The sequence below is a fragment of the Streptomyces sp. NPDC001348 genome (assembly GCF_053597535.1).
In genome coordinates, this window is the sequence record NZ_JBSFIK010000026.1 from 13540 (window position 1) to 37128 (window position 23589).

General features: G+C 71.1%; 21 protein-coding genes. 12 read left to right on the forward strand and 9 right to left on the reverse strand.

Annotation, left to right across the window (positions count from 1 at the left end; genetic code table 11):
- Positions 1-24: 24 nt before the first annotated feature.
- The 3 genes from ACWC21_RS25345 to ACWC21_RS25355 form a co-directional block, all read right to left on the reverse strand.
- Complete coding sequence (locus ACWC21_RS25345) at positions 25-606, reverse strand: Uma2 family endonuclease (protein ID WP_450885111.1); 582 nt, start codon at positions 604-606, stop codon at positions 25-27.
- A 148-nt stretch (positions 607-754) separates the two neighbouring features.
- Complete coding sequence (locus tag ACWC21_RS25350; RefSeq protein ID WP_450885112.1) at positions 755-1813, reverse strand: sugar ABC transporter substrate-binding protein; 1059 nt, start codon at positions 1811-1813, stop codon at positions 755-757.
- 137 nt (positions 1814-1950) lie between these two features.
- Entirely contained in the window at positions 1951-2391 is a 441-nt protein-coding gene (locus tag ACWC21_RS25355; protein WP_450885113.1) for a MarR family winged helix-turn-helix transcriptional regulator, read from the reverse strand.
- A 101-nt stretch (positions 2392-2492) separates the two neighbouring features.
- Between ACWC21_RS25355 and ACWC21_RS25360 the strand changes: the two genes are divergently transcribed.
- Complete coding sequence (locus ACWC21_RS25360) at positions 2493-3032, forward strand: phenolic acid decarboxylase (protein WP_450885114.1); 540 nt, start codon at positions 2493-2495, stop codon at positions 3030-3032.
- Between the two features lie 31 nt (positions 3033-3063).
- Here ACWC21_RS25360 and ACWC21_RS25365 read toward each other — a convergent pair whose 3' ends face one another.
- Complete coding sequence (locus tag ACWC21_RS25365) at positions 3064-4269, reverse strand: serpin family protein (protein WP_450885205.1); 1206 nt, start codon at positions 4267-4269, stop codon at positions 3064-3066.
- 208 nt (positions 4270-4477) lie between these two features.
- Between ACWC21_RS25365 and ACWC21_RS25370 the strand changes: the two genes are divergently transcribed.
- The 6 genes from ACWC21_RS25370 to ACWC21_RS25395 all read left to right on the forward strand — a co-directional run bounded on the left by ACWC21_RS25370 (position 4478) and on the right by ACWC21_RS25395 (position 9917).
- Positions 4478-4660, forward strand: coding sequence for a hypothetical protein (locus ACWC21_RS25370; RefSeq protein ID WP_450885115.1), 183 nt, complete (start codon positions 4478-4480; stop codon positions 4658-4660).
- Positions 4661-4795: 135 nt separating this feature from the next.
- Positions 4796-5548 carry a GntR family transcriptional regulator gene (locus ACWC21_RS25375; RefSeq protein ID WP_450885116.1) on the forward strand — a complete coding sequence of 251 codons (753 nt, stop codon included), beginning with the start codon at positions 4796-4798 and terminating at the stop codon, positions 5546-5548.
- Between the two features lie 330 nt (positions 5549-5878).
- Positions 5879-6076, forward strand: coding sequence for an SPOR domain-containing protein (locus ACWC21_RS25380; protein WP_450885117.1), 198 nt, complete (start codon positions 5879-5881; stop codon positions 6074-6076).
- A gap of 47 nt (positions 6077-6123) precedes the next feature.
- Positions 6124-6522: an NUDIX domain-containing protein gene (locus ACWC21_RS25385; RefSeq protein ID WP_450885118.1), complete on the forward strand. Its 399-nt coding sequence runs from the start codon at positions 6124-6126 to the stop codon at positions 6520-6522.
- 100 nt (positions 6523-6622) lie between these two features.
- Positions 6623-7051, forward strand: a complete 429-nt coding sequence (locus ACWC21_RS25390; RefSeq protein WP_450885119.1) for an ATP-binding protein — start codon at positions 6623-6625, stop codon at positions 7049-7051.
- A gap of 280 nt (positions 7052-7331) precedes the next feature.
- Complete coding sequence (locus ACWC21_RS25395; protein WP_450885120.1) at positions 7332-9917, forward strand: SpoIIE family protein phosphatase; 2586 nt, start codon at positions 7332-7334, stop codon at positions 9915-9917.
- 395 nt (positions 9918-10312) lie between these two features.
- On the opposite strand, the gene ACWC21_RS25400 is transcribed toward ACWC21_RS25395, so the two are convergent.
- Entirely contained in the window at positions 10313-11761 is a 1449-nt protein-coding gene (locus ACWC21_RS25400) for a hypothetical protein (RefSeq protein ID WP_450885206.1), read from the reverse strand.
- A gap of 212 nt (positions 11762-11973) precedes the next feature.
- Between ACWC21_RS25400 and ACWC21_RS25405 the strand changes: the two genes are divergently transcribed.
- Positions 11974-13092 carry a hypothetical protein gene (locus ACWC21_RS25405; RefSeq protein WP_450885121.1) on the forward strand — a complete coding sequence of 373 codons (1119 nt, stop codon included), beginning with the start codon at positions 11974-11976 and terminating at the stop codon, positions 13090-13092.
- Between the two features lie 41 nt (positions 13093-13133).
- A complete protein-coding gene (locus ACWC21_RS25410) occupies positions 13134-13442 on the forward strand; it encodes a hypothetical protein (RefSeq protein WP_450885122.1) in 309 nt (102 codons plus the stop codon).
- Here the strand turns inward: ACWC21_RS25410 and ACWC21_RS25415 are convergent.
- The 4 genes from ACWC21_RS25415 to ACWC21_RS25430 all read right to left on the reverse strand — a co-directional run bounded on the left by ACWC21_RS25415 (position 13423) and on the right by ACWC21_RS25430 (position 17443).
- Positions 13423-14193 carry a succinate dehydrogenase/fumarate reductase iron-sulfur subunit gene (locus ACWC21_RS25415; RefSeq protein ID WP_450885123.1) on the reverse strand — a complete coding sequence of 257 codons (771 nt, stop codon included), beginning with the start codon at positions 14191-14193 and terminating at the stop codon, positions 13423-13425. The two genes, ACWC21_RS25410 and ACWC21_RS25415, sit on opposite strands and share 20 nt — an antisense overlap.
- A complete protein-coding gene (locus tag ACWC21_RS25420) occupies positions 14190-16154 on the reverse strand; it encodes a fumarate reductase/succinate dehydrogenase flavoprotein subunit (protein ID WP_450885124.1) in 1965 nt (654 codons plus the stop codon). Before ACWC21_RS25420 ends, ACWC21_RS25415 begins: the two co-directional genes overlap by 4 nt.
- A gap of 17 nt (positions 16155-16171) precedes the next feature.
- Positions 16172-16993 (reverse strand): hypothetical protein, encoded by an 822-nt coding sequence (locus tag ACWC21_RS25425; RefSeq protein WP_450885125.1) that lies wholly within the window; start codon positions 16991-16993, stop codon positions 16172-16174.
- Between the two features lie 159 nt (positions 16994-17152).
- Positions 17153-17443 carry a hypothetical protein gene (locus ACWC21_RS25430; RefSeq protein WP_450885126.1) on the reverse strand — a complete coding sequence of 97 codons (291 nt, stop codon included), beginning with the start codon at positions 17441-17443 and terminating at the stop codon, positions 17153-17155.
- Positions 17444-17731: 288 nt separating this feature from the next.
- Here ACWC21_RS25430 and ACWC21_RS25435 point away from each other — a divergent pair, with 288 nt between their 5' ends.
- The 3 genes from ACWC21_RS25435 (at position 17732) to ACWC21_RS25445 (ending at position 23543) form a co-directional block, all read left to right on the forward strand.
- On the forward strand, positions 17732-19891 hold the full coding sequence (locus ACWC21_RS25435) for an ABC transporter family substrate-binding protein (RefSeq protein ID WP_450885127.1): 2160 nt from the start codon (positions 17732-17734) through the stop codon (positions 19889-19891).
- 263 nt (positions 19892-20154) lie between these two features.
- Complete coding sequence (gene typA, locus ACWC21_RS25440; protein WP_450885128.1) at positions 20155-22062, forward strand: translational GTPase TypA; 1908 nt, start codon at positions 20155-20157, stop codon at positions 22060-22062.
- A gap of 446 nt (positions 22063-22508) precedes the next feature.
- Positions 22509-23543, forward strand: coding sequence for an ABC transporter permease (locus tag ACWC21_RS25445; RefSeq protein WP_450885129.1), 1035 nt, complete (start codon positions 22509-22511; stop codon positions 23541-23543).
- Positions 23544-23589 lie beyond the last annotated feature (46 nt).

Genomic DNA, 23589 nt, shown 5'->3' on the forward strand with positions numbered 1-23589 from the left:
CCCTTCTGCTTCCCGGGCTGACTTCTACTTGCCGCTCGGCGGGGTGAGCTTGTCGAGATCCAGGCTGATCTCGAAAGGCACAGGCCGCTTCAGGGTGCCGCGGAAGATGCCGGCGGGCGCGTAGACGCCGGTCGGCTCGTCGAGTTCGTAGACGTGGGCCACAGGGGCGCCACCCTCGTCCTCGATGCACCAGTAGTGCGGGATGCCGGCCTCCGCGTACTTGCGGAGCTTGACCGTGCGGTCCCGGTGCGCGGACTCGGGTGAGACGACTTCGATGACGAGTCGCACCTCATCGGGCGTGAACCAGGTGCGGTCGCCGTCGTAGGCGGCCGTCGTCAGGAGCAGATCGGGCTCGGGCCGGTTTCGCTCGTCGAGCTTTACGGTCATTTCCCGGCCGACGCTGACATCGCTGGGTGCCTGCTCCATGAGGGCGACAGTGAGCATGGTGACGAGGTGGCCGTGCCACCACCGCTGTGGCGACATCACGAAGACGAGGGCTCCGTCGATCAGCTCGGTGTGGCGGGGCGCCTCGGGGAGGCGGTCCAGGTCCTCCGCGAACCAGCCTTCCTCACGCGGCGGGCGCATCCAGTCGGGCAGTGCGGTCATGGCTAAACGGTAGCGACTCGGCGAGGTCCGGGCCACGAGATCGTCAACCGGCGACCGCCGGCCTTACGGGCGGCGCACGACGCGCCGCCCGGGGGACGGGATCGTGCTCACGGTCGTCCAGGACCAGGCGGCACGGGGCGGCGCGGTGTCAGCCGGAGCTGTTGCCCCACAGGGAGGGGTCGGTGCTCTTCAGACTGGGGACGCCGCCGTACGTGCCACCGTCGGCGGTGACGAGCGGGGCGGAGAGCTGGTCCTCCAGCAGGCCCTTGCGGACCCGGACGATGGTGCTGTCGTGGTCGGTTCGGCCGGGCTTGAACGTCTTTCCGTCGATCGCCGCCTTCAGGTAGTACAGCGCGTACTTGGCGTAGAGGTCGACCGGTTGTGACACGGTGGCGTCGATGTTGCCCTTGGTGATGTCCCTGAGCTCCCTGGGTACGCCGTCGTTGGAGACGACGAACACGTGCCGCTTGTCGGTCGGGCCGACCAGGAGGCCCTGCTGGTTCAGTACTTGGAGGGTGCCGGACAGGGCCAGGCTGGACTGCATGTAGATGCCCTTGATGTCCGGGTGGGCTGTCAGGTCCGCCTGCAGCTTCTGCGCGGCGACGGCGCCGTCCCAGTTGGTGGCCTCGCCGAACACCGTGACGCCGGGGTAGTGCGCCGCCATGCACTCGTTGAACGCCTCGGTGCGATCGCGCCCGTTGACCGAGGAGAGGTCGCCCTCCAGCATCACGACCTTGCCCTTGCCGCCCAGCTTGGCGCCGAGGTATTCGCAGGCCTTCTCGCCGTAGGCGCGGTTGTCGGCGCGGACCACCATGAAGACGTGGCCGGTGTCGGGGCGGGTGTCGACGGTGACGACCGGGATCTTCTTCGCCTCCAGTTGCGCCAGGATCGGCGCGATCGCGAAGGTGCTCTGCGGGGCCATCGCCACGCCCTTGACGCGCTGGACGATGAGCGTCTGTACGTTGCCGCCGAGCGTGGCGAGGTCGTTCTGCGAGTTGGTGGTCTTGAGTGAAAGGCCGAGCTGCTTGGCGAACTCCGGCGTGTACCTGATGTAAGAGCTCCAGAAGTCGGTGTCCGACCGCGGGTAGTCGACACCGACCAGCGGCGGGTCGCCCGACGCCGCCACGGTGCCGTCGCCGCAGCCACTGAGCAGTGCCAGGGCGGAGAGGACGGAGGCGGCGGAACAGAGGACGGTTTTGAGCCTCATCGGTACTTCCTCGCGCTGGCACCGAAGCGCGTGCCGTCCACTCCCTGGGATGGCGGCGGGCTCACTTGGCCAGCAGATACGTCAAAACACCCGTTCACCCAATATACGCGGGCAATCCGTGCGCCTCGCGGCGGCGGTCACCTGCGCCCGTCCTCCAGTGCGCCGAGCAGTTCGGTGAGGGCCGGCAGCGCCTCCGCGATGGCCTGTCGGCTGTCCGGCGCGAGCTCGGCCAAGGCGTGTCGCAGCGCGTCGGTGCTGACCCGGTCGTAGCGGCTGAGCAGGTCGAGGGCGCGGGGGGAGGCCGCGAGGATCGCGGTGCGGAAGTCGGTCGCCGACGGCCTGCGCTCGATCAGCCCCGATGCGGTCATGACCCGGACCAGGTTGCTGACCGTCGAGGGAGCGACCCGCAGCCGGGCGGCGACCTCGCGCGGGGCGAGCGGGCCGGCGTCGGACAGGACCCGCAGCAGTTCGATCTGTGCCTCGGGAAGGTCCGGGAGGTCCTCCGCGCGGCGGGTACGCAGCAGTACGGCCCGCCGCAGTGGCCCGATCAGGCGGCCGAGATCAGTCGCGGTGTCCATGACCTCATCATGCCGCAGCACTCTATTTTGCGACAAAATAATTTTGTGACAAAATGAATAGGCCGCCACCGCGGCATGCAGTGCAGCAAGGAGGTACCCGAATGACCAGCAACGGAGCGCACGAGACCACCGTCCAGAACCCCGTCCCGCCGCAGGAGCTCTCCGGCATCGTCGGCCACCGTTTCATCTACACCTACGCCAACGGCTGGCAGTACGAGATGTACGTGAAGAACGCGACCACCATCGACTACCGGATCCACTCCGGCATGGTGGGCGGCCGATGGGTCAAGGATCAGGAGGTCGATCTCGTCCAGCTGGACGACGACCACTACAAGGTCTCGTGGAACGAGCCCACCGGTACGTCGGTCTCCGTCAACGTCATGCCCGGCAAGCGGCGCCTGCACGGTGTGATCTTCTTCCCGCACTGGGTCGAGGAGCACCCCGAGCGCACCGTCCTGTACCAGAACGACCACCTGAACGAGATGCGTACGTACCGCGACGAAGGGCCGGTCTACCCCATCTGCGTGGTCCCTGAATTCGCCAAGATCACCCTCTTCGAGTTCGTAGGCCCCGACGACGACACCGTCATCGCCACAGCCCCCGGAGACCTCCCGGGCGGATGGTCCGACCGTACCGACTGACGCGAGTGCCAGACCGGACACCTCACCGTCGTCAATGTGAGTACGGCCCTGCCCCCACCGTGTAAGGCGCCGGCTCCGTCACCCAGCCCGCCACCAGTACCAGCCGCGTCTCCCGGTCCACGGCGAGGAAGGCGAAGGGGCGGTCGAGGACGGCGCGGACGACCGTGGTCTCGTAGCGGTACCGGGGCGGTCCCGAACCGGGGGCCGCCATCAGGGCCGTCACGGAGGCGGCGCGGAAGCCCAGGGCGCCGAACTGCGCCACCGTCGACTGCCCGGCCGCGCCGATGGCGAGCGGGTCGGCGCTGATGCCGGGGAAGTGGCCGTACCGGGTGTCCCGCGCCGTGGTGAGGCCGAAAAGGCCGTGCCGGGCGAGCAGGTCGTGCTCCGTCCGCACGTCGAACGCCGCCGTCGTCACGTCGAGCGTCATCGGCTCCGGGGAGACGGCGGGCTGCCGCTCGACGTGCAGGCCGGGGCCCGCATGCCCGTACGGCAGCCGACCGCCCCCGGTCACCGTCAGAGCCCGCTCCACGACGGCCACACCCGCGGCCAGTACCCGACCCGGCGTCATCCGCTCCTCGCCCAGCACGAGATGGACGTCGATGCCGTTGTCGCCGGGCACTTCCAGGGCGGTGACCCACCCGTCGGGGGTACTCGCCACCCCGGCCCGGTCGGGCCGGACGCCCCGGCGGTGCAGGCCCAGCAGGCGGCGGCCCTGCCACGGCCCGGTGCCGGGGCGCAGCGTCCGCTCGTCGAAGGGGCGCCGCCAGTCGGTGCGCAGCGCCAGGGCGCCGGCGAGGACCATCCTGGCGTCCTCCGTCAGGGTGACCGGCATGCGCTCGACAAGCCCTCCGGTCCGCTCGACCGCCCAGGCGTCCAGCGCCTCCTGGTCGGCCGGGAGATCGCCGCTGAGCACTCCGTGGGTGCCCGCCGGCAGTCCCGCCCGCCACTCCTGCCGCAGTCCCAGCGCCCGGTCGGTCCACAGCCCCAGCGCGCAGTCCAGCCCGGGCATGCCGCCCATCCCGGCGAGCAACTCCCGTGCCGCCCCTGCCGCCTCCTCGGCGGGCAGCCCGAGGGCCTCCGCCAGTTCCGCCCGTGCGGGACCGGTGGCCCCGTCGGCGAGGAAGGCCAGCAGCGGCCAGACACCGGCCGCGGAGACCGCCGTGCCGCCGTCGGCGGCCCCCGCCCATCGTGCGGTGAGCCGGTTCACCGCACGCACCGTCGCACTCGCGACCCGCATTCCACCCCCACCAGTCACGCGCCTACGATGCGCGCAGTCGTACGTCAGTCCAGTCGTCAGTTCTCAGCTGTGGTTCTCAGCTGTGGTTCCCAGCTGCCACTTCAGCGCTGCCGCCGCCCCTGACCCAGGAGCACGGTACCCGTGTCCACCCCTCCGCCTCCCGGCCCCACCCGGCCTGCGGGACACGGTCACCGCCCTTGCCGGTGAGGTGGACGAGGCACGGACGGAGTGGGCGAAGGCCGTCGACGCCGACGTCTTCTACGCGCACTACGACAAGGGCTTCGAACTGATCGACCCGGACCGCACGGTCACCGCGTGCAAGGCTCTGGGGCTGGCCACGGCTCCGCCGTCCTCGGACGACACGGGTCTGGAGGTGTGGCAGGCGCTATAGCGGGGAGAAAGTGCCTGCGTAAAGCACTCACCAGGCGGATGTCATCACATCGAGTGATTCTCTGGCCTTTGGTTGCGCGGCACAACCCACGGTTGCCACGCTGTTGCTGTCTGTACAACCTGATGGGAGCGGCCCGTGACTTTCGGTGAGCAGCCGGCGTACCTGCGTGTCGCGGGTGATCTCCGCAAGAAGATCGTCGACGGTCTGCTGCCGCCCCACGCCCGTCTGCCCTCCCAGGCGAGGATCCGTGAGGAGTACGGCGTCTCCGACACGGTCGCCCTCGAGGCGCGCAAGGTGCTGATGGCCGAAGGGCTGGTCGAGGGCCGCTCCGGCTCGGGGACGTATGTGCGCGAGCGGCCCGCGCCCCGGCGCATCGCCCGCTCCGGCTTCCGCCCGCCCGCCGGGGCCACGCCCTTCCGGCAGGAGCAGGCCGATGCCGCCGCGCGCGGTACCTGGGAGTCCCGCAGCGAACAGGCCGAGGCGAGCGTCGCCATCGCCGACCGGCTCGGTGTGCGGCCCGGCGACCGGGTGATGTGCACCAGGTACGTCTTCCGGGACGCCGGTGAGCCCATGATGCTCTCCACCTCCTGGGAGCCGCTCGCGGTCACCGGCCGCACCCCCGTCATGCTGCCCGAGGAGGGTCCCCTCGGCGGCATGGGCGTCGTCGAGCGGATGCGCGCCATCGACGTCATCGTGGACAACGTCACCGAGGAGGTCGGCGCCCGCCCGGGCCTGGCCGAGGAGTTGCTCACCCTGGGCGGCGTGCCGGGCCATGTGGTCCTGGTCGTCCAGCGCACGTACTACGCCTCCGGTCGCCCGGTGGAGACCGCCGACGTCGTGATCCCCGCCGACCGCTACAACGTCGCGTACCACCTCCCAGTGAAGTAGCGCACACCCCTGGGGCAGTTGCATCGCCCGGTCACGGGACACCCGCCCGTCCGCGGGCCGTTGGGATTCCGCCGTTCTCGCAGGTGATCGCCGTGTGCCGGACTCCCCGTCAAACCGACGCATCGAAGCGCGCGGACGGCGCATTCGTCATCGTGCGCCCCCTGCGTTCTGGCCGGTTGCGTACCTGTTGGTGAAAAGGCGTGTTCGCTGCGTGAAGGTTAGGCGTACGCTCGCGCATATGCGTACTGCGGTTTCCTCAGTGGGCGGGGCACGGCGGGAGCCGGGGACGGGAGACGGCCGGGTGAGGTCCGGAAGAAGAGGTGGGGTGCGATGAACGACGTCAACGGCACGGTCGCGCTGCCCTGGCTCGTCATACGGCAGGACGACAACGGCAATCGCTACCGCGTGGGCCGGTACGCGACCCGCGCGGAGGCGCAGAAGATCGCCGACAGCCTCGACGACCGCGGACACAAGCAGATCTACTGGGTCGAGCGCATCGGCCACAACGGAAACGGCTCCCGCGGCTGACCGTCCCGGCCGCCCCCGACTGCCGGACACCCCCTAGGCTGCGGCGCATGACGGAACGGACCGTGGTGGTCGGAGCCGCCCTGCTCGACGGCGGCCGGCTGCTCGCCGCGCGCCGCAGCGCGCCCGCCGAGCTGGCCGGCCGCTGGGAGCTGCCCGGCGGCAAGGTGGAGCCCGGGGAGTCGCCCGAGGACGCGCTGGTGCGCGAACTGCGCGAGGAACTCGGCGTCGAGGTGGAAGTCGTCGAGCGCGTACCGGGGGAGTGGCCCCTGCGGGACCCGTACGTCCTGCAGGTGTGGACCGCCCGCCCCCGCACCGGTTCTCCGCGCCCCGAGCCCCTCCAGGACCACGACGAACTGCGCTGGCTCACGCCGGACCGGCTCTGGGACGTGGACTGGCTCGATCAGGACGTCCCGGCGGTCAGGGAAGTGGTCGCACGTCTGCTGTGACCCCCGCGCGGCGCCGTTCGGCGGCACTCCGCACTCTCCGGGCGGTACTCGGCACCGGATATCGGGTATGTGCCCATTAACCCCACGAAACAGGACATGGGTGGGCTTGCTGGCCTGGGAAGTGATCGGCGTGATCGACACCGATGGCGACTGCGCCGAGTGGACCTTTCCCGAGGAACCGGGCGCCGTGCGCGCCGCCCGCGCGGCGGTCCGCGACCAACTGCGCGGATGGCGCCTCGACAGCCTCGCGGACCTCGCGGCGCTGCTGGTCAGCGAGCTGGTGACGAACGCCCTGCGGCACGCCACGGGCCCCGTCGGCGTACGTCTGGTCCGCCCCGCCGACCTCGGCGACACCCTGCTGGTGGAGGTCTCCGACCCGCTCCCGGACCCGCCGCACGAGCGCGCCCCGCGCCCCGACGAGGAGAGCGGCCGCGGTCTCCAACTGGTCGCCGGTTCCTCACGCCGCTGGGGCACCCGGCCGGGAGAGACCGGCAAGACGGTCTGGTTCGAACTGGCCGTGCCGGGATGAGCCCGGCTATACCTGCCCGAACCCGGGTGCGCCGGTGTGTACCCGCCGGACGGAGCCGTCCTGAGTCCGGTTCGGTCCCGGACGGTTGCCGTAACGCGTGATTCGACGACGTGTTGCCTGGTTAGAAGACTGGAAGTGTTGTCACGGCCCGGACCGAAAACCACCGGGAACGTGCTGTGATCGTGAACACCGTGTTGTGCGGCGCCGTAGTGCTGGATACTGCGGGCAGCCGCAGCCGGTGACCGGTGCCGGACGCGGTGAGCTGGAGGGGACGGTTCGCGTGAGCGAGATACCAGCGAAGGCCACGGAGTCCGAGGACCCGTCGGACGGCGCGAGGGCCAAGGCCGCGGACGAGCGGCGGCCCGGCGACGCCATGTGGCAGAGCAGCCCACCCGGCTCCATCTACGACTACATCAAGGTGGCGTCCTTCTCCATCAGCCCCAAGGGGCTGGTCGACCAGTGGAGTCTGCGCGCCGAGCAGCTCTTCGGCATTCCGGCCGGACGCGCCATCGGCATGGATCCCGTCGACGCCTTCATCGATCCCGATCTGCGCGAGCGCGGTCAGCGGAAGATGGCCGAGATACTCGACGGGCGGGAGTGGACCGGGGTGGTCCCCTTCCGGATGCCGGACACCGCGGACGGGGAGTGCGGCCGGGAGGGCCTCGCCGAGGTCTATGTGATGCCCACCCGCACAGCGGAGGGTGACAAGGCCGCCGTCTGCATCGTCGTCGACGTCCGCACCCTGCGCAGCATCGAGACCGATCTCGCCGCCTCGCAGGCGATTTTCGGTCAATCTCCGTTCGGGTTTCTTCTGATCGACACCGAACTGAGGGTCCGTCGTGCCAACGAACAGTTCGCCAACACGTTCGGCGGCACTCCCGACGACCACCGGGGCCGCGGCGTCCACGACTACCTGATGCGCGGCGAGGCCGAACGGGTCGCGGCCACCCTGCGCCGGGTCCTGGAGACCGGCAACTCCATCACGGACATGCACGTCACGGGCTTCGTACCGGGCTCCGAGGAGCGGCGGCACTGGTCCATCAACCTCTACCGCGTGCACAGCGGCAGCGGCCGGCCGATCGGCGTCGCCTGGCTCGGCACCGACATCACCGCCCGCCGGGACGCCGCCCGCGAGGCAGCCGCGGCACGGCGCAATCTCGCCCTGCTCAACGAGGCGGGCGCCCGCATAGGGAACTCCCTCGACCTCGAGACCACCGCCCGCGAACTCCTCGACGTCGTCGTCCCCGGCTTCTGCGACCTCGCCACCGTCGACCTCTACCAGGGCCTCCTGGTCGGCGACGAGACCCCGCCCGGACTCGCCGACGGCAGCGCGGAACTGCGCCGCGTGGCCTTCGCCAGCGCGGTATCCGACGCGCCCTTCGTCGGCGGCGGGACGCCCGTCGCGGTCGGCGCGGTCCACCACTACCCCTTCAACTCGCCCTGCGCGGACGCCCTGCGCACCGCCCGGCCGCAGTCCGTCCCCGCCGAGGACGGCGGCCTCGTCCAGTCCACGCTGGCCGTCCCGATGGTCGCCCACGACACGGTCGTCGGACTCGTCCAGTTCGCCCGTACGAAGGGCAGCGAGCCGTTCGGCGACCGCGACCGGGACCTGGCCTGGGAGCTGGCGGCACGCGCGGCCGTCTGCATCGACAACGCCCGCCTCTACCGCCGCGAGCACGAACGGGCGTTGATACTGCAGCGGTCCCTGCTCCCGCCCGGCGACCCGGAGGCCTCCGGCCTGGACATCGCCTGCCGCTACCTGCCGGGCAACGCGGCGACCGAGGTCGGCGGCGACTGGTTCGACGTCATAGAACTGCCCGGTGCCCGGACCGCGTTGGTGGTGGGAGACGTCATGGGGCGGGGGCTGCGCGCCGCGGTCGCGATGGGCGAACTGCGCACGGCGGTCCGCACCCTGGCCCTGCTGGACCTCGAACCGGCCGAGGTGCTCTCGGCGTTGGACGAGATCGCCCGTGGCCTCGGCACTCCGGGCGGCGTCCAGCAGGCCACCCGGACGGCCCGTCAGCCAAGGGACGCCGACCTGTCCGAGGTCTACCTCGCGACCTGTGTGTACGCCGTCTACGACTCGGTGACCAGGCGGTGCACGTTCGCCAACGCGGGCCATCTGCCGCCGGTGCTGGTGGAACCCGGCGAGGACGCGCTGATGCTGGACGTGCCGCCCGGCATGCCGCTGGGCGTGGGCGGCGAGCCCTTCGAGGAGGTGGAGGTCGAACTCCCCGAGGGCGCGCTCCTGGCGCTCTACACGGACGGGCTGGTCGAATCCCGTGACCATCCCCTGGACGAGGGCCTCCAGGCCTTCGTGGGCGCGCTGACCGACCCCTCCCAGCCGCTGGAGGACGTCTGCGACCACGTCCTCAACACCCTCGACACCCACCACGGCGAGGACGACATCGCGCTGCTGATGGCCCGTGTCCAGGGCCTGCCCGCCGAGTCGGTCGGCGACTGGACCCTGCCGCGCGAGCCGCGCAGTGTGGGCCGCGCCCGGGAGTACGCGCGCGGGCAGCTGCTCAGCTGGGACCTCGAGCCCCTGGTCGACACCGCGGAGCTCCTGGTCAGCGAGCTGGTGACGAACGCCCTGCGGTACGGCGAGGGCGAGATACGGCTGCGGCTGCTCCTGGACCGCACCCTGGTCTGCGAGGTCTGGGACTCCGGCCTGGTGCAGCCGCGCCGGCGCCGTGCCCGTGACACCGACGAGGGGGGACGGGGGCTGCAGCTGGTCGGGCTGCTCAGCGCCGCGTGGGGCTCCCGCCGCACCCCGCGGGGCAAGACGGTCTGGTTCGAACTGCCCCTGCCCGACGGCGGAACCGGCCTGACGGACCCGGCGGAGGCCCTGCTGAGCCTGTTCTGAGCGGCCGGTGCCGTGTGCCGGCCGCAGGGCTGAGGCCCGGGTTTCCTCGCCCCCGCCGCCCCTGCCCTTCCCGTCCCCAGGGGCTCCGCCCCTTCGACCCCGCCGGGGCTGCGCCCCCTGAACCCTTGCGGGGCTGCGCTCCCTGGACCCCTGCGGGGCTCCGCCCCTGCACCCCGCCGGGGCTCCGCCCCGGACCCCTTCGGCCTGAACGGCCTCGTCCTCAAACGCCGGACGGGCTGAGTGATGCCGGACGGGCTGAGTAGTGCCGGGTGGGGTGAGAGGGGAGCCGCGCCTTCCGGTCGGCCCGCACGGGTGGTGGGTGGGCACAGGCCGGGGGTCTGGGGGCGGAGCCCCCAGGGGTCAGTGTGGCAGCCCGGGCTCGGGATCCCCGGCGCTCAAGCCCCCGGCAGGGTCCGGCGTCCCCGGGTCTCCGGCCCGCCGAAGCTCGCCGGGGGGCCCGCGTCGGGTTCCTCGGCCAGAAGGATGCCGCCCAGGACGGCGCCGCTGAGGCCGGTGACAGGGGTCTCGGCGTACGGCGTCCCGTGTGCGCGGACGTCGCGCTCGGCGAGGTCGCGGGCCTCGCGGGCGAGCCGGTCGGCCAGGGCGAGCCCGGGGCCGCGGTCGGCCAGGAGCCGGACGGCCTCCGCCAGCCGGGTGCGGGCCTCGGCCCCCACGGCCCCCCGGTGGGTGCCGACGAAGTCGTCCGCGGCGTCGACCACGCCGCGGGCCACGAGCAGCGCCGCCGCCGACACCACTCCGGTCCGGCCACCCCCCAGCGGCTCGACGGCCCGCGCGACGTGCCGCAGGGCGTCCAACGGGTCGTAGGGTCCCCCGGTCAGTTCCCTGCGTACGGCGGCCAGCGCACCGTCGGCCCGGGCGATCCGCGCCCGCAGCTCCCCGGCGGGAACGTCGGCCGCCCCGGCCTCGCGGGCCACCGCGATCGCCGCCTCCGCACCGGTCAGCGCCGCCGGCACCAGTCCCGCCGCCTCCCGCACCCCGGCCGTGAGCCGTTCCACACCGGTGACCAGCACACCGGCCTGGGCGATGGCCCCCTCGGCGGCGCGCAGATGGCGGGCCGCCCGCTCCGGATCACCCGCGTCGGCCGTCTGTCGGCACGCGTTGAGGTGACCGGTGGCGAACACCAGCCGGTCCTTGGCCTGTTCCAGATGCCCCGTCACCGGCTCCACGGCCGACGCGGTGAACCGCCCGCCGAGCCCGCCGAGCGTCACCGCCGCCCCGCCCGTCCGCGCCGCCAGCTCCCGGAACCGCCCCTCGGCGACCTCCAGCGCTCCGCCCACCCCCTCCTCCAGTGCCCGCAGCCGGTCGAACGCGGGCGCCTCGGCGTCCAGCCGCCGCCCCGCCTCCGCGCACCGCCCCACGACACCCACCAGCGCCTGCCGCCGGGCCGCCTCGTCCGCCGGTACGCCCTGCTCGTACCGCCGCCGGATCGCGAACGCGGCCGCCAGCTCCGTCTCCGCGGCCCGCAGCGCCCGCAGATACGGCTCCACCGCCGCCGCACCGAACCGCGCCTCGGCGAAGGAGAGTTCCTCACGGCTGGTGCGCACGCTGTCGTCCGCGACGACCAGCGCGTTACGCGCCTGCCGCTCGAAGTCACCCGCCGTCGGCACGGGCGGCCGGACGGACACCACCCCGGGCGTCGTCCGGGTCCGGGCCCGCCGGCTGCGCCGTACGTACCCGTACCCGGCCAGCACTCCCGCCGCGCCCACCACCACGAGCGGCAGCAGCAGATCGGTGGCGGACGTCTCGTCCCGCGCCGCGGCGCCGGCGGCCACGACAGGCGCGGCGTGCGCGACGGGAACCGGATCTTCGGCGCTGATCGTCATCCCCGGCGACAGCAGCCACACGAACCCGGCCACCCCGCCCAGCACGGCGTGCGCCACCCGCACGGCTGTGTGCGACGTGGCGCGCCGCGGCCGGCCCCGGATCAAGGTTGACGTCACATTTCGGAGCGTATGGGCAGGTGAGGGGCGCCGCGACCGGGGCGGGCGGTCGGGGGACGGGGACGCCGAGGGCGCCGAGGACGGGGAGTACGGGGATGGACGCGGAACCGACGCAGGACAGAACCCGACCGGTGGCCGCCGACGGCGAGGACACCCCACAGGGGCCGGAGGACGTCCCACCGGGCCCGCCCACCCCCGGCCCCGGACGGAAGCGCCGCTGGATACGCCGCACGGTCCTCGCCCTGATCCTGCTGCTCCTGCTCTCCCTCCTCACCGCCGAGGCCGCCCTCCGCGTCAACTACAGCGGCGACACGGCCGACGGCACGTACACCCGCGGCAGGGACGCCATCTGGCTCGGCCACGCCTGGATCGACGGCAGAAAGGACGACCGGGACGTCGAAGCCCTCGCCCGCCGCCTGCGAGGCACCGGTATCCGCGACCTGTACGTCCATTCCGGCCCCCTGGAACACGACGGCACCCTCCCCCCATCGGACTACCCGCAGGCGCGTTGGCTGATAGCAGCCGTCCACCGCGAACTGCCCGGCGTTCGCGTCCAGGCCTGGCTCGGCGACGTCCTGGCCACCGAGTCCCCGGACGGCATGCGTCTGGAGCGGGCGGCGACCCGGGCAGCCGTCGTCCGCTCCACCCGCCGGGTTCTCGCCGCCGGTTTCGAGGGCGTCCACTTCGACCTGGAGCCGCTGCACTCAGGCGACCGCGACTACCTCGGCCTCCTCGACGACCTGCACCGCGTCACCCGCGACCGGCACGCCCTGCTCTCCGTCGCCGCCCACCAGATCGACCCGCTGCCTGCCTTCCACTCCGTCTGGGGCACGCTCGCGGGCCACCCCAAGTGGTGGTCGCAGGCGTACTTCGGCCAGGTGGCCCGCCGTGTCGACCAGATCGCCGTGATGTCGTACGACACCATGCAGCCGCTGCAGAGCCTGTACGGCGGTTATGTCGCCGAGCAGACCTCCCTGGCCCTGGAGGTCACCCCGCCCTCCACCGACCTCCTGATGGGCCTGCCCTTCTACCACGAGAACCGTTTCGGCCACTGGAACCACGCGGAGACGGTCCCCGCCGCCGTCCGGGGCGTCCGTCTGGGCCTGTCCCGCACCGACGCCGACCGCGCCCGCTTCGGCGTGGCCCTCTACGTGGACTTCGCGGCGACGGGGGACGACTGGAGCGCCTACCGGAAGGATTGGGCAAACCATTGACGTGCCGGGCTGGAACCGGTGGGATGCTGATCGTCATGCACATGTTCCTGCAAGTCGTCGGCGCGCTGCTCGTGACGCTGATGGCGGTGTTGGGGATCGCGGCCGTCACGACCGGCTGGGTGGTCCCGCTGGGTCGGCACCGGATCCTGCGGCCCAAGCTGTGGGGGTACTGCCAGCTCTTCGCCGCGGTCGGTGCCTCCCTGTGGATGTTCCTCGGCGTGTTCCGCGCCAGGTTCGACACCCTCCCGGTCATCGGCTGGTTGATGTTCATGGGGAGTCTCTTGGTGGGGAATCTCGCCCGGCGCCCCGGCCGTACCCCCGAACTGCCCCCTACGAACTCCGCCTCCTGATCTTCGACCCCAGCCACACCAGCGGGTCGTACTTGCGGTCGACGGCGCGCTCCTTCAGGGGGATCAGCGCGTTGTCCGTGATCCTGATGCCCTCCGGGCAGACCTCCGTGCAGCACTTGGTGATGTTGCAGTAGCCGAGCCCGTGCTCGTCCTGGGCCGTGGTCTTGCGGTCCAGGCCGGCCTCGGCCGCCGCGTCCAGCGGGTGCATGTCCAGCTCGGCCACCCGCATCAGGAAGCGGGGACCGGCGAAAGCCCGCTTGTTCTCCTCGTGGTCACGGACCACATGGCAGGTGTCCTGGCACAGGAAGCACTCGATGCACTTGCGGAACTCCTGCGGCCGGTCCACGTCCTCCTGCATCATCCGGTACTCGCCGGGGGCGAGCCCGGGCGGCGGCACGAACGCCGGAACCTCCCTGGCCTTCTGGTAGTTGAAGCCGACGTCGGTCACCAGGTCGCGGATCACCGGGAAGGCGCGCAGCGGGGTCACGGTGATCGTCTCCTCGCGGTCGAAGACCGACATGCGGGTCATGCACATCAGCCTCGGCCGCCCGTTGATCTCCGCGGAGCACGAACCGCACTTGCCCGCCTTGCAGTTCCAGCGCACCGCCAGATCGGGGGCCTGGGTGGCCTGGAGGCGGTGGATGATGTCGAGCACCACCTCGCCGTCGTTGACCTCGACCTCGAAGTCCTCCAGGCCGCCGCCCCCGACATCACCCCGCCACACCTTGAAGCGGGCCTCGTAGCTGCTCACTCGTACAGCTCCTCTTCGGCGAGGTACTTGACCAGCTCCTCCTTCTCGAAGAGGGCGAGCAGGTCGGGACGGATGGGGTCGGTGGTCTCCCGGGAGAGCGTGATCTGGCCGCGGACCGGGTCCGTCGCCGCCAGGCCGCCCGTGGGGTCGGTGAGCCGGCACAGCAGGTTGATCCGGCGCCAGTCGCGTTCCATCGCCGGGCAGTCCTCGCGGGTGTGCCCGCCGCGCGACTCGGTGCGCTCCAGCGCCGCCCGGGCCACGCACTCGCTGACCAGCAGCATGTTCCTGAGGTCGAGGGCGAGGTGCCAGCCCGGGTTGAACTGCCGGTGCCCCTCGACCCCGGCCCGCCGCGCCCGTACCCGCAGCTCCCCGAGCTTCTTCAGCGCCTGCTCCATCTCGCCCTCGCGGCGGATGATGCCGACCAGGTCGTTCATCGTCTGCTGGAGCTGCTGGTGCAGGCCGTAGGGGTTCTCCGGCGGCCCGCCGGCCGGTTCCGCGCTCTCGGCCTCGGCCGAGAAGGGCCGCAGCGCCTCCGCCGCGGCCGCGTCGACCTGGGTGTCGTCCACCGGGGGACGGGCCGCGGCCAGGGCCGCCGTGTACTCGGCGGCGTGCCAGCCCGCCCGGCGGCCGAAGACCAGCAGGTCGGAGAGGGAGTTGCCGCCGAGCCGGTTGGAGCCGTGCATGCCGCCCGCGACCTCACCGGCCGCGAACAGCCCCGGCACCCCGCGCGCCGCCGCCGTGTCGGAGTCGACCGCGATGCCGCCCATCACGTAGTGGCAGGTCGGCCCGACCTCCATCGGCTCCGCCGTGATGTCGACGTCGGCCAGCTCCTTGAACTGGTGGTACATGGAGGGCAGCCGGCGCCGGATCACCTCGGCCGGCATCCGCGTCGACACGTCCAGGAAGACCCCGCCGTGCGGGGAGCCGCGGCCCGCCTTCACCTCGGCGTTGATCGCCCGGGCGACCTCGTCGCGGGGGAGGAGCTCCGGAGGGCGCCGGTTGTGGTCCGGGTCCTCGTACCAGCGGTCGGCCTCGTCCTCCGACTCGGCGTACTTCTCCTTGAAGACGTCCGGGACGTAGTCGAACATGAACCGCTTGCCGTCGGAGTTCCTCAGCACCCCGCCGTCGCCCCGGACGGACTCGGTCACCAGGATGCCCTTCACCGACGGCGGCCAGACCATGCCCGTCGGGTGGAACTGCACGAACTCCATGTTCAGCAGCGGCGCCCCGGCGAGCAGGGCGAGGGCGTGCCCGTCGCCGGTGTACTCCCACGAGTTCGACGTCACCTTGAAGGACTTGCCGATGCCGCCGGTCGCGATCACCACGGCGGGGGCCTCCAGGACGAAGAAACGGCCGGTCTCGCGCTCGTAGGCGAAGACCCCGGAGACCCTCTCGCCCGCGGTGGAGCCGCTGTCGGGCACGGTCTTCAGCACCCGGGTGACCGTGCACTCCTGGAACACCTTCAGCCGGGACTCGTAGTCCCCGGTCTCCCGGTGGTCCTCCTGCTGCAGTGCGACGATCTTCTGCTGCAGGGTGCGGATCAGCTCCAGGCCCGTGCGGTCGCCGACGTGGGCGAGGCGCGGGTACTCGTGGCCGCCGAAGTTGCGCTGCGAGATCCGGCCGTCCTTCGTACGGTCGAACAGGGCGCCCCAGGTCTCCAGCTCCCACACCCGGTCCGGAGCCTCCTGGGCGTGCAGCTCGGCCATCCGCCACTGGTTGAGGAACTTGCCGCCGCGCATGGTGTCGCGGAAGTGGACCTGCCAGTTGTCGCGCTCGTTGGCGTTGGCCATCGCCGCGGCGATGCCGCCCTCGGCCATCACCGTGTGCGCCTTGCCGAACAGCGACTTGCAGATCACCGCGGTGCGGGCGCCCCGCTCACGTGCCTCGATGGCGGCCCGCAGTCCGGCGCCGCCCGCGCCGACCACGACGACGTCCCACTCCTGACGGTCGACCACGGACATCAGAAAGCCTCACTCAGCTAGAAGAAGCGCGGATCGTCGAAGACCCCGGACGCGACCAGGTAGACGTAGAAGTCGGCGAGCGCCACGCTCACCAGCGATGCCCAGGCGAGCTGCATGTGGCGGGCGTTCAGCCGTCCCACGAACTGCCACATCCGGTAGCGCACGGGATGTCGGGAGAAGTGTTTGAGCTTGCCGCCGACGATGTGCCGGCAGGAGTGGCAGGAGATCGTGTACGCCCAGATCAGCACGATGTTCGCCAGGAAGACGAGGCTCCCCAGGCCCATGTGGCCCCAGTGGTGGTGCTGGTCGCGGAAGGACAGCACGGTGTCGTAGGTGAGCACCCCGGCGACCAGCAGGGCGGCGTAGAAGAAGTACCGGTGCAGGTTCTGCAGGATCAGCGGGAAGCGGGTCTCGCCGGTGTAGCCGCGGTGCGGTTCGGCCACGGCGCAGGCCGGCGGGGAGGCCCAGAAGCTGCGGTAGTACGCCTTGCGGTAGTAGTAGCAGGTCAGGCGGAAACCGAGCGGGAAGATCAGGATGATGATCGCGGGGGAGATGCCCCACCAGCCCCCGAAGAGGTCGGCGTTCGGGCCCGCGTGCATGGTCCGGCACTTCTCCGCCAGGCAGGGGGAGTAGAAGGGCGAGACGTACGGCGCCGCGTAGTAGTCCGCGTTGGCGAACGCCCGCCACGTCGAGTAGACGACGAAGGCGAACAGACCGGCCGCGGTGACGGCAGGGGCCAGCCACCAGCGGTCGGTCCGCAGGTGCGGGGCGGCGATCGCGGCGCGCGTGCGAGTGCGTACGCCGCCGCTGTCGGGTTGGGATTCCGTACCAGTGGCCAAAGCAGGGCTCCGCTTCCATCGGCTCCGTTTCCATTCGGCTCCGGTCGCCTTCGGGGCGCCTGAGCCGGTGTCGAGTGACCGACCGTGCTCACCCCTTCGGGCCTCCGCGCGCTCGGCCACTCGACACCGGCGCGCCCCTCCGGCTCGCTCGCGGTCGGGTCAGGGTGCGTGCCGGTCGCGGGCGCCGAGGCCCTCGTCGTCCGAGTCGGTCCACAGGCTGACGTCGTACGGGGTGTCGGAGATGGTGACGAGGTCGGGCCGGCCGGCAGCGGCCGGAGCCGCCGCCGCGTCGCGCAGCAGCGCCACGCTCTCGCGCAGGTGGTTGGCGTCCGTCCGGACCCGGCGGATCTCCAGGCCACTGCTGCCGAGCTGCTTCTCCAGCCGTCCCAGCGACCGGTAGAGGTCGTCGAGGCAGCGCTGGACTGACGTCAATTCGTCGTGCACGGACATGACTTGCCCTCACTTCCACGGGTCCCGCGGGCTCTGCGGCAACGTTCATGCGCCTGCGAGTGTTGCGCGTCACACCTCGTGATGTGAAGAGATGTGCACCGATTGGCCGGGGGCGTACGGGTGCGTCTTGCGGGTGTGTTGCGCCGCACGGGTGGGCTTACCGCCCGTCGCCGCTGTGTCGCCCTGTGTTGCCGGATCCTTTCCTCTTCAGTGGGTGCATAGATCTGATCAGCTCCATATACCGACAAACGTGATCATAACCCCCGCGGCTCCCGGAGGTAAGCAGAGATGTCCCACGACGGCGTCGGACTGCGCGCGGCCATGCGCTCGGTCGCCTTCCTCACCGCGGGCGCACTCGCGGTGCCCCTCCTCGCCGGCTGTGGTTCCGACGACAAGGCGAGCACCCCGCTGGCCGGCCAGGACGTCGCCCCGGCGGCCCGCGCCCAGGTCGCCGACGGCGGCACCCTGCGCTGGGCCGTGGACGACGTACCGGAGACCCTGAACACGTTCCAGGCCGACGCCGACGCCGGCACCACCCGGGTCGCGCAGGCCGTCCTGCCGTCGATGTTCCGCCTCGACGCCAAGGGCCGTCCGGTGCGCAACCCCGACTACCTGGAGTCCGCCAAGGTCATCGAGACCGAACCCCGCCAGGTCGTCCTGTACCGGCTCAACCAGCAGGCCGTCTGGAGCGACGGCCGTGAGATCGGCGCCGCCGACTTCGCCGCCCAGTGGCGTGCCCTGTCCGGCAAGGACAGCGCCTACTGGACCGCCCGCAACGCCGGCTACGACCGCATCGCCAAGATCGAACGCGGTGCCAACGACCTCGAGGTCCGGGTCACCTTCAGCCGCCCCTACGCCGACTGGAAGTCGCTGTTCTCCCCGCTGTACCCGAAGGACGTCATGGGCACCCCCGACGCCTTCAACGACGGAGCCCGCCGCAAGCTCAAGGTCACCGCCGGCCCCTTCAAGGTCAAGGACGTCGACACCGCGAAGAAGGACGTCGTCCTCACCCGCAACCCCCGCTGGTGGGGCCACCCCGCCAAGCTGTCCGAGATCGTGCTGCACGCCGTGCCCCGCGACAAGCGGGCCGCCGCCCTCGCCGACGGCAAGGTGGACCTCGCCGACGTCGACCCCGCCGAGGCCCAGCGCGTCAACCTCGCCACCCACGCCAAGGGCGCCGGCGCGCCCCTGACGGGACCCGGGCGCACCTCCGCGAAGAAGCTCCGGGAGTCCGTCACCACGTATCTGCGCCGGCAGCAGGGACTGCGCGACTTCGAGGTCCGCAAGTCCCTCGAGCCTGCCTACACCCAGCTCGCCCTCAACGGCTCCGGGGGCCCCCTCGCCGACGAGCGGGTCCGCCGCGCCGTCGCCCGCGCCATCGACCGCACGGAACTGGCCAAGGCCGTCCTCGGCCCCCTCGGCCTGCCCGCCGCCCCCGTCGGCAGCCACCTCGCCCTGGCCGGTGAGGCCGGCTACACCGACAGCAGCGGCGTCCTCGGCGGCCAGGACACCGCCGCGGCACAGGCGCTGCTCGCGGACGCCGGGTGGGTCCTCGGCGGGCCGGTCAAGGAGCAGAAGAAGCCCGACAAGGCGGCCGGCCCCGAGCACAAGAAGGGCGACGAGTCGCAGGGCGGCGACGACGGCGCGTACATCATCGGCGAGGACAACAAGGACGCCCGCGACCACCAGGACCACACCGGGAGCGACGGGGGCGACAAGCACCTCGCCCAGGACGGCAGGCAGCACACCGGCAAGCAGGGCGGAGCGCAGGGCGCGTACGCCCCCCAGGGCACCGCCGCCCCGGCGGGCGCCGCGGCCGGAGCGCTCGCCAAGGACGGCAAGGCGCTGATCCTGCGCTTCGTGATCCCCTCGGGCCCCGGCTCCGACGCCCTCCGCACGGTCGCCGACCGGATCTCGCACATGCTGCGGAAGGTCGGCATCCGCACCGACATCACGAAGGTCCCGGACGACAGCTTCTTCAAGGATTACGTCGCCTCCGGCCAGTACGACCTAGCCCTGTACTCCTGGCCCTCCACCCCCTTCCCCGCCACCGACGCCCGCCCGATCTACGCCAAGCCGGTCGCCGCCGCGGACGGCTCCCTGAACGTCGAGCAGAACTACACCCGGGTCGGCACCGACCAGGTCGACCAGCTCTTCGACCAGGCCGCAGCCACGCTGGACGACGACGAGGCCCGGGACCTGATCCGCGAGGCCGACTCCCGGATCTGGGCCGCCGCCGCCTCGATCCCCCTCTACCAGCGCCCCCAGCTCGTCGGCGTGCGCAAGGCCCTGGCGAACGCCGGCGCCTTCGGCTTCCAGACCCCGGTCTACGAGGACATGGGCTTCCTGAAGAAGGGGGCGAAGGCCTCCGGCGGTAAGGCGAGTGCGAGTGCGAGTGCGAGTGCGAGTGCCTCTGCGACTGCGACTGCGAGTGCGACCAAGGAGTAGGGGGCGGGCGCCTTGGTCGGGTGCGGGTGCATTGGGGCTTGTCGCGCCCCGCGGCGGAGCCGCTGTCGATACGGGCCCGCGCCCCTGGGTAGGTCACCTGGGCGCCCATCAGTGGTCTGAGCTGCATAGACGTACCCGCAAACCCGAACCCCCGGAGAGCCCCGTACCATGGGGTGTGGCCGTGGCGTGTCCAGCCCGGCAGGGCCCGCGCAACACAGACGTCCGCGCAGGGCGATCCTCACACTCCGGGAGTACGCCAACCTATGGCCACGCGCCACGACATCCGCAACGTCGCCATCGTCGCCCACGTCGACCACGGCAAGACCACCATCGTCGACGGCATGCTGAAGCAGGCCGGTGCCTTCGCCGCCCACCAGCTCGACTCGGTGGACGACCGAATGATGGACTCGAACGACCTGGAGCGTGAGAAGGGCATCACGATCCTCGCCAAGAACACGGCGGTGAAGTACCACCCCAAGGACGGCGGGGACCCGATCACGATCAACATCATCGACACCCCCGGCCACGCCGACTTCGGCGGCGAGGTCGAGCGGGGTCTGTCGATGGTCGACGGCGTCGTGCTGCTCGTCGACGCCTCCGAGGGCCCGCTCCCGCAGACCCGCTTCGTGCTGCGCAAGGCCCTCCAGCAGCGGCTGCCCGTCATCCTGTGCATCAACAAGACGGACCGCCCGGACTCCCGCATCGACGAGGTCGTCAACGAGACGTACGACCTGTTCCTCGACCTGGACGCGGACGAGGAGCAGATCGAGTTCCCGATCGTCTACGCCTGCGGCCGTGACGGCATCGCCTCGCTGACCAAGCCGGAGAACGGCACGGTCCCGGCGGACTCCACCAGCCTGGAGCCGTTCTTCTCCACGATCCTGGAGCACATCCCGGCCCCGACCTACGACGAGGAGGCCCCGCTCCAGGCCCACGTCACCAACCTGGACGCCGACAACTTCCTCGGCCGTATCGCGCTGCTGCGCGTCGAGCAGGGCGAGCTGCGCAAGGGCCAGACGGTCGCCTGGATCAAGCGCGACGGGTCGATCAGCAACGTCCGCATCAGCGAACTGATGATGACCGAGGCGCTCACCCGCAAGCCCGCCGAGAAGGCCGGCCCCGGTGACATCTGCGCCGTCGCCGGCATCCCCGACATCATGATCGGCGAGACCCTCGCGGACCCCGAGAACCCGGTCCCGCTCCCGCTGATCACGGTCGACGAGCCCGCGATCTCGATGACCATCGGCACCAACACCTCCCCGCTGGTCGGCCGTGGCGGCACCGGCAAGGGCGCCGACGCGAAGGCGGCCGTCAAGGACCGCAAGGTCACCGCGCGTCAGGTGAAGGACCGCCTGGACCGCGAGCTGATCGGCAACGTCTCCCTCCGGGTGCTGGAGACCGAGCGTCCGGACGCCTGGGAGGTCCAGGGCCGCGGTGAGCTGGCGCTCGCCATCCTGGTCGAGACCATGCGCCGGGAGGGTTACGAGCTGACCGTCGGCAAGCCGCAGGTCGTCACCAAGGACGTCGACGGCAAGGTCTACGAGCCGGTCGAGCGCATGACCGTCGACGTGCCCGAGGAGCACATGGGCGCGGTCACCCAGCTCATGGGTGTCCGCAAGGGCCGGATGGACAACATGTCCAACCACGGCTCCGGCTGGGTGCGCATGGAGTTCGTCGTGCCCTCGCGCGGTCTGATCGGATTCCGGACCGAGTTCCTGACCCAGACCCGCGGCACGGGCATCGGCCACTCCATCCACGAGGGCTTCGAGCCCTGGTTCGGCACCCTGCAGACCCGTAACAACGGCTCGCTGGTCGCCGACCGGTCCGGTGCCGTCACCGCGTTCGCGATGACGAACCTCCAGGAGCGCGGTGTGCTGTTCGTGGAGCCCGGCACCGAGGTGTACGAGGGCATGATCGTCGGCGAGAACTCCCGCTCCGACGACATGGACGTCAACATCACCAAGGAGAAGAAGCTCACCAACATGCGGTCCTCGACGGCCGACGTGGCCGAGTCGATCGTGCCGCCGCGCAAGCTGTCGCTCGAGCAGTCGCTGGAGTTCTGCCGCGACGACGAGTGCGTCGAGGTGACCCCGGAGGCCGTCCGCATCCGCAAGGTCGTGCTCGACCAGCGTGACCGGGCCCGCGCCGCCAGCCGCGCCAAGCACGGCTGACGACCCGCCGGCCCTCGGCCCGAAGCCCGGGTACCCCCATGGGGGTACCCGGGCTTTTTCAAAGGTCTATGCGTCTGCTGTGACTGAATTGAGATTTACAGACGGTGGTCGCCGTCTGCCGCATGCCAGATAGTTGTCCGTTAGCGCTCGGGTCAATGGGTCTCGCGCTGTGGGGACAGTGCCGACTCACGAGCACCACGGGGTGCCTGATCCTCCGTCAGGGGTGTCGGAGGACGAACGGAAGCCCCTCTCCTGTCGGTGAACGCGTGAAGTCATGAGGAGGAATCCCTATGTGCGGTACCGCGAACGCCAGGTGGGTCACACAGCTCTGAGGAACGGGCCGGCCGTCCGAGGCGGCCGTTCGACTACGCGCGTCCGGCCGCGGACTCGCGCCGTCCGGCGTACCCCGAGCTCTCACACACCCATACCTGTGGAACGGACGAACCGTGACCAGTCCTACCGACACCGAGGGCGGCGGTCCACCGGTCGTCGTCGACGGTGAACCAGGGCCGCAGACGAAACCCGAGTCCGCCGAGTTAGCCGGCCGGTCCCCCGGCCGGATGATGTGGATCCGCTTCAAGCGCGACCGGACGGGAGTGATCTCGGCCTGTGTCGTGGGCCTCTTCTTCCTGATCGGGCTGGCCGCCCCGCTGATCTCCAAGCTCTACGGCAAGAACCCGTACACGGTCTACGCGGACGAACGCCCCGAACTCTTCGACAGCGCGGGTGTGCCGGTGCGGCCCAACGGCGGCATCAGCGGCGAGTTCTGGTTCGGCCTCGAACCGGGCAACGGCTACGACGTCTTCACCAAACTCCTCTACGGCATCCGCACCTCGCTGATGATCTCGATCGCGGTCACCGTGGCGGTCGTCGTGACCGGCATCCTGCTCGGCGTCGCCGCCGGCTACCTCGGCGGGAAGGCCGACTACACCATCGGCCGGCTGATCGACTTCCTGCTCGCCTTCCCGGCCCAGCTGTTCTTCATCGCGAGCATGCCGGTCGTCGTCTCACTGTTCGTCAGTCCCCGGGACGAGACACCGACCTACGTCCGGGTGGTCGCCCTCATCCTCGTCCAGTGGTTCCTGGGCTGGATGAGCCTCGCCCGCATCCTGCGCGGCACCTCACTCGCCCTGCGCGAACGGGAGTTCATCGAAGCGGCCAGGGTCAGCGGCGCCTCCCCGTGGTGGATCATCCGCAAGGAGATCCTGCCCAACGTCGTCACACCGCTCCTGGTGCAGTCGACGTACCTGTTGCCCAACTTCGTGACCGCCGAGGCCGGTCTGTCCTACCTGGGCGTGGGCATCGTCGAACCGACGCCCGACTGGGGCCAGATGTTCGCCAAGGCGTCCACCGAACTCGTCATGCAGAACGACATCACCTACATGTTCTTCCCCGGCATCTCGATGATCGTCTTCGTCGTCGCGTTCAACCTGCTCGGAGACTCGGTCAGAGACGCCTTCGACCCCAAGACAGCGCGCTGACCCGCGGTTCCCGGGCGTCCTCGCCCGACACCGCACGGCACCTCCT

Bases quoted from the DNA above. Each gene is read 5' to 3' on its own strand.
- ACWC21_RS25345 (WP_450885111.1), bottom strand. From the start codon at position 606: ATGACCGCACTGCCCGACTGGATGCGCCCGCCGCGTGAGGAAGGCTGG.
- ACWC21_RS25350 (WP_450885112.1), bottom strand. From the start codon at position 1,813: ATGAGGCTCAAAACCGTCCTCTGTTCCGCCGCCTCCGTCCTCTCCGCC.
- ACWC21_RS25355 (WP_450885113.1), bottom strand. From the start codon at position 2,391: ATGGACACCGCGACTGATCTCGGCCGCCTGATCGGGCCACTGCGGCGG.
- ACWC21_RS25360 (WP_450885114.1), top strand. From the start codon at position 2,493: ATGACCAGCAACGGAGCGCACGAGACCACCGTCCAGAACCCCGTCCCG.
- ACWC21_RS25365 (WP_450885205.1), bottom strand. From the start codon at position 4,269: ATGCGGGTCGCGAGTGCGACGGTGCGTGCGGTGAACCGGCTCACCGCA.
- ACWC21_RS25380 (WP_450885117.1), top strand. From the start codon at position 5,879: ATGAACGACGTCAACGGCACGGTCGCGCTGCCCTGGCTCGTCATACGG.
- ACWC21_RS25385 (WP_450885118.1), top strand. From the start codon at position 6,124: ATGACGGAACGGACCGTGGTGGTCGGAGCCGCCCTGCTCGACGGCGGC.
- ACWC21_RS25400 (WP_450885206.1), bottom strand. From the start codon at position 11,761: ATGACGATCAGCGCCGAAGATCCGGTTCCCGTCGCGCACGCCGCGCCT.
- ACWC21_RS25405 (WP_450885121.1), top strand. From the start codon at position 11,974: ATGGACGCGGAACCGACGCAGGACAGAACCCGACCGGTGGCCGCCGAC.
- ACWC21_RS25410 (WP_450885122.1), top strand. From the start codon at position 13,134: ATGTTCCTGCAAGTCGTCGGCGCGCTGCTCGTGACGCTGATGGCGGTG.
- ACWC21_RS25420 (WP_450885124.1), bottom strand. From the start codon at position 16,154: ATGTCCGTGGTCGACCGTCAGGAGTGGGACGTCGTCGTGGTCGGCGCG.
- ACWC21_RS25430 (WP_450885126.1), bottom strand. From the start codon at position 17,443: ATGTCCGTGCACGACGAATTGACGTCAGTCCAGCGCTGCCTCGACGAC.
- ACWC21_RS25435 (WP_450885127.1), top strand. From the start codon at position 17,732: ATGTCCCACGACGGCGTCGGACTGCGCGCGGCCATGCGCTCGGTCGCC.
- typA (WP_450885128.1), top strand. From the start codon at position 20,155: ATGGCCACGCGCCACGACATCCGCAACGTCGCCATCGTCGCCCACGTC.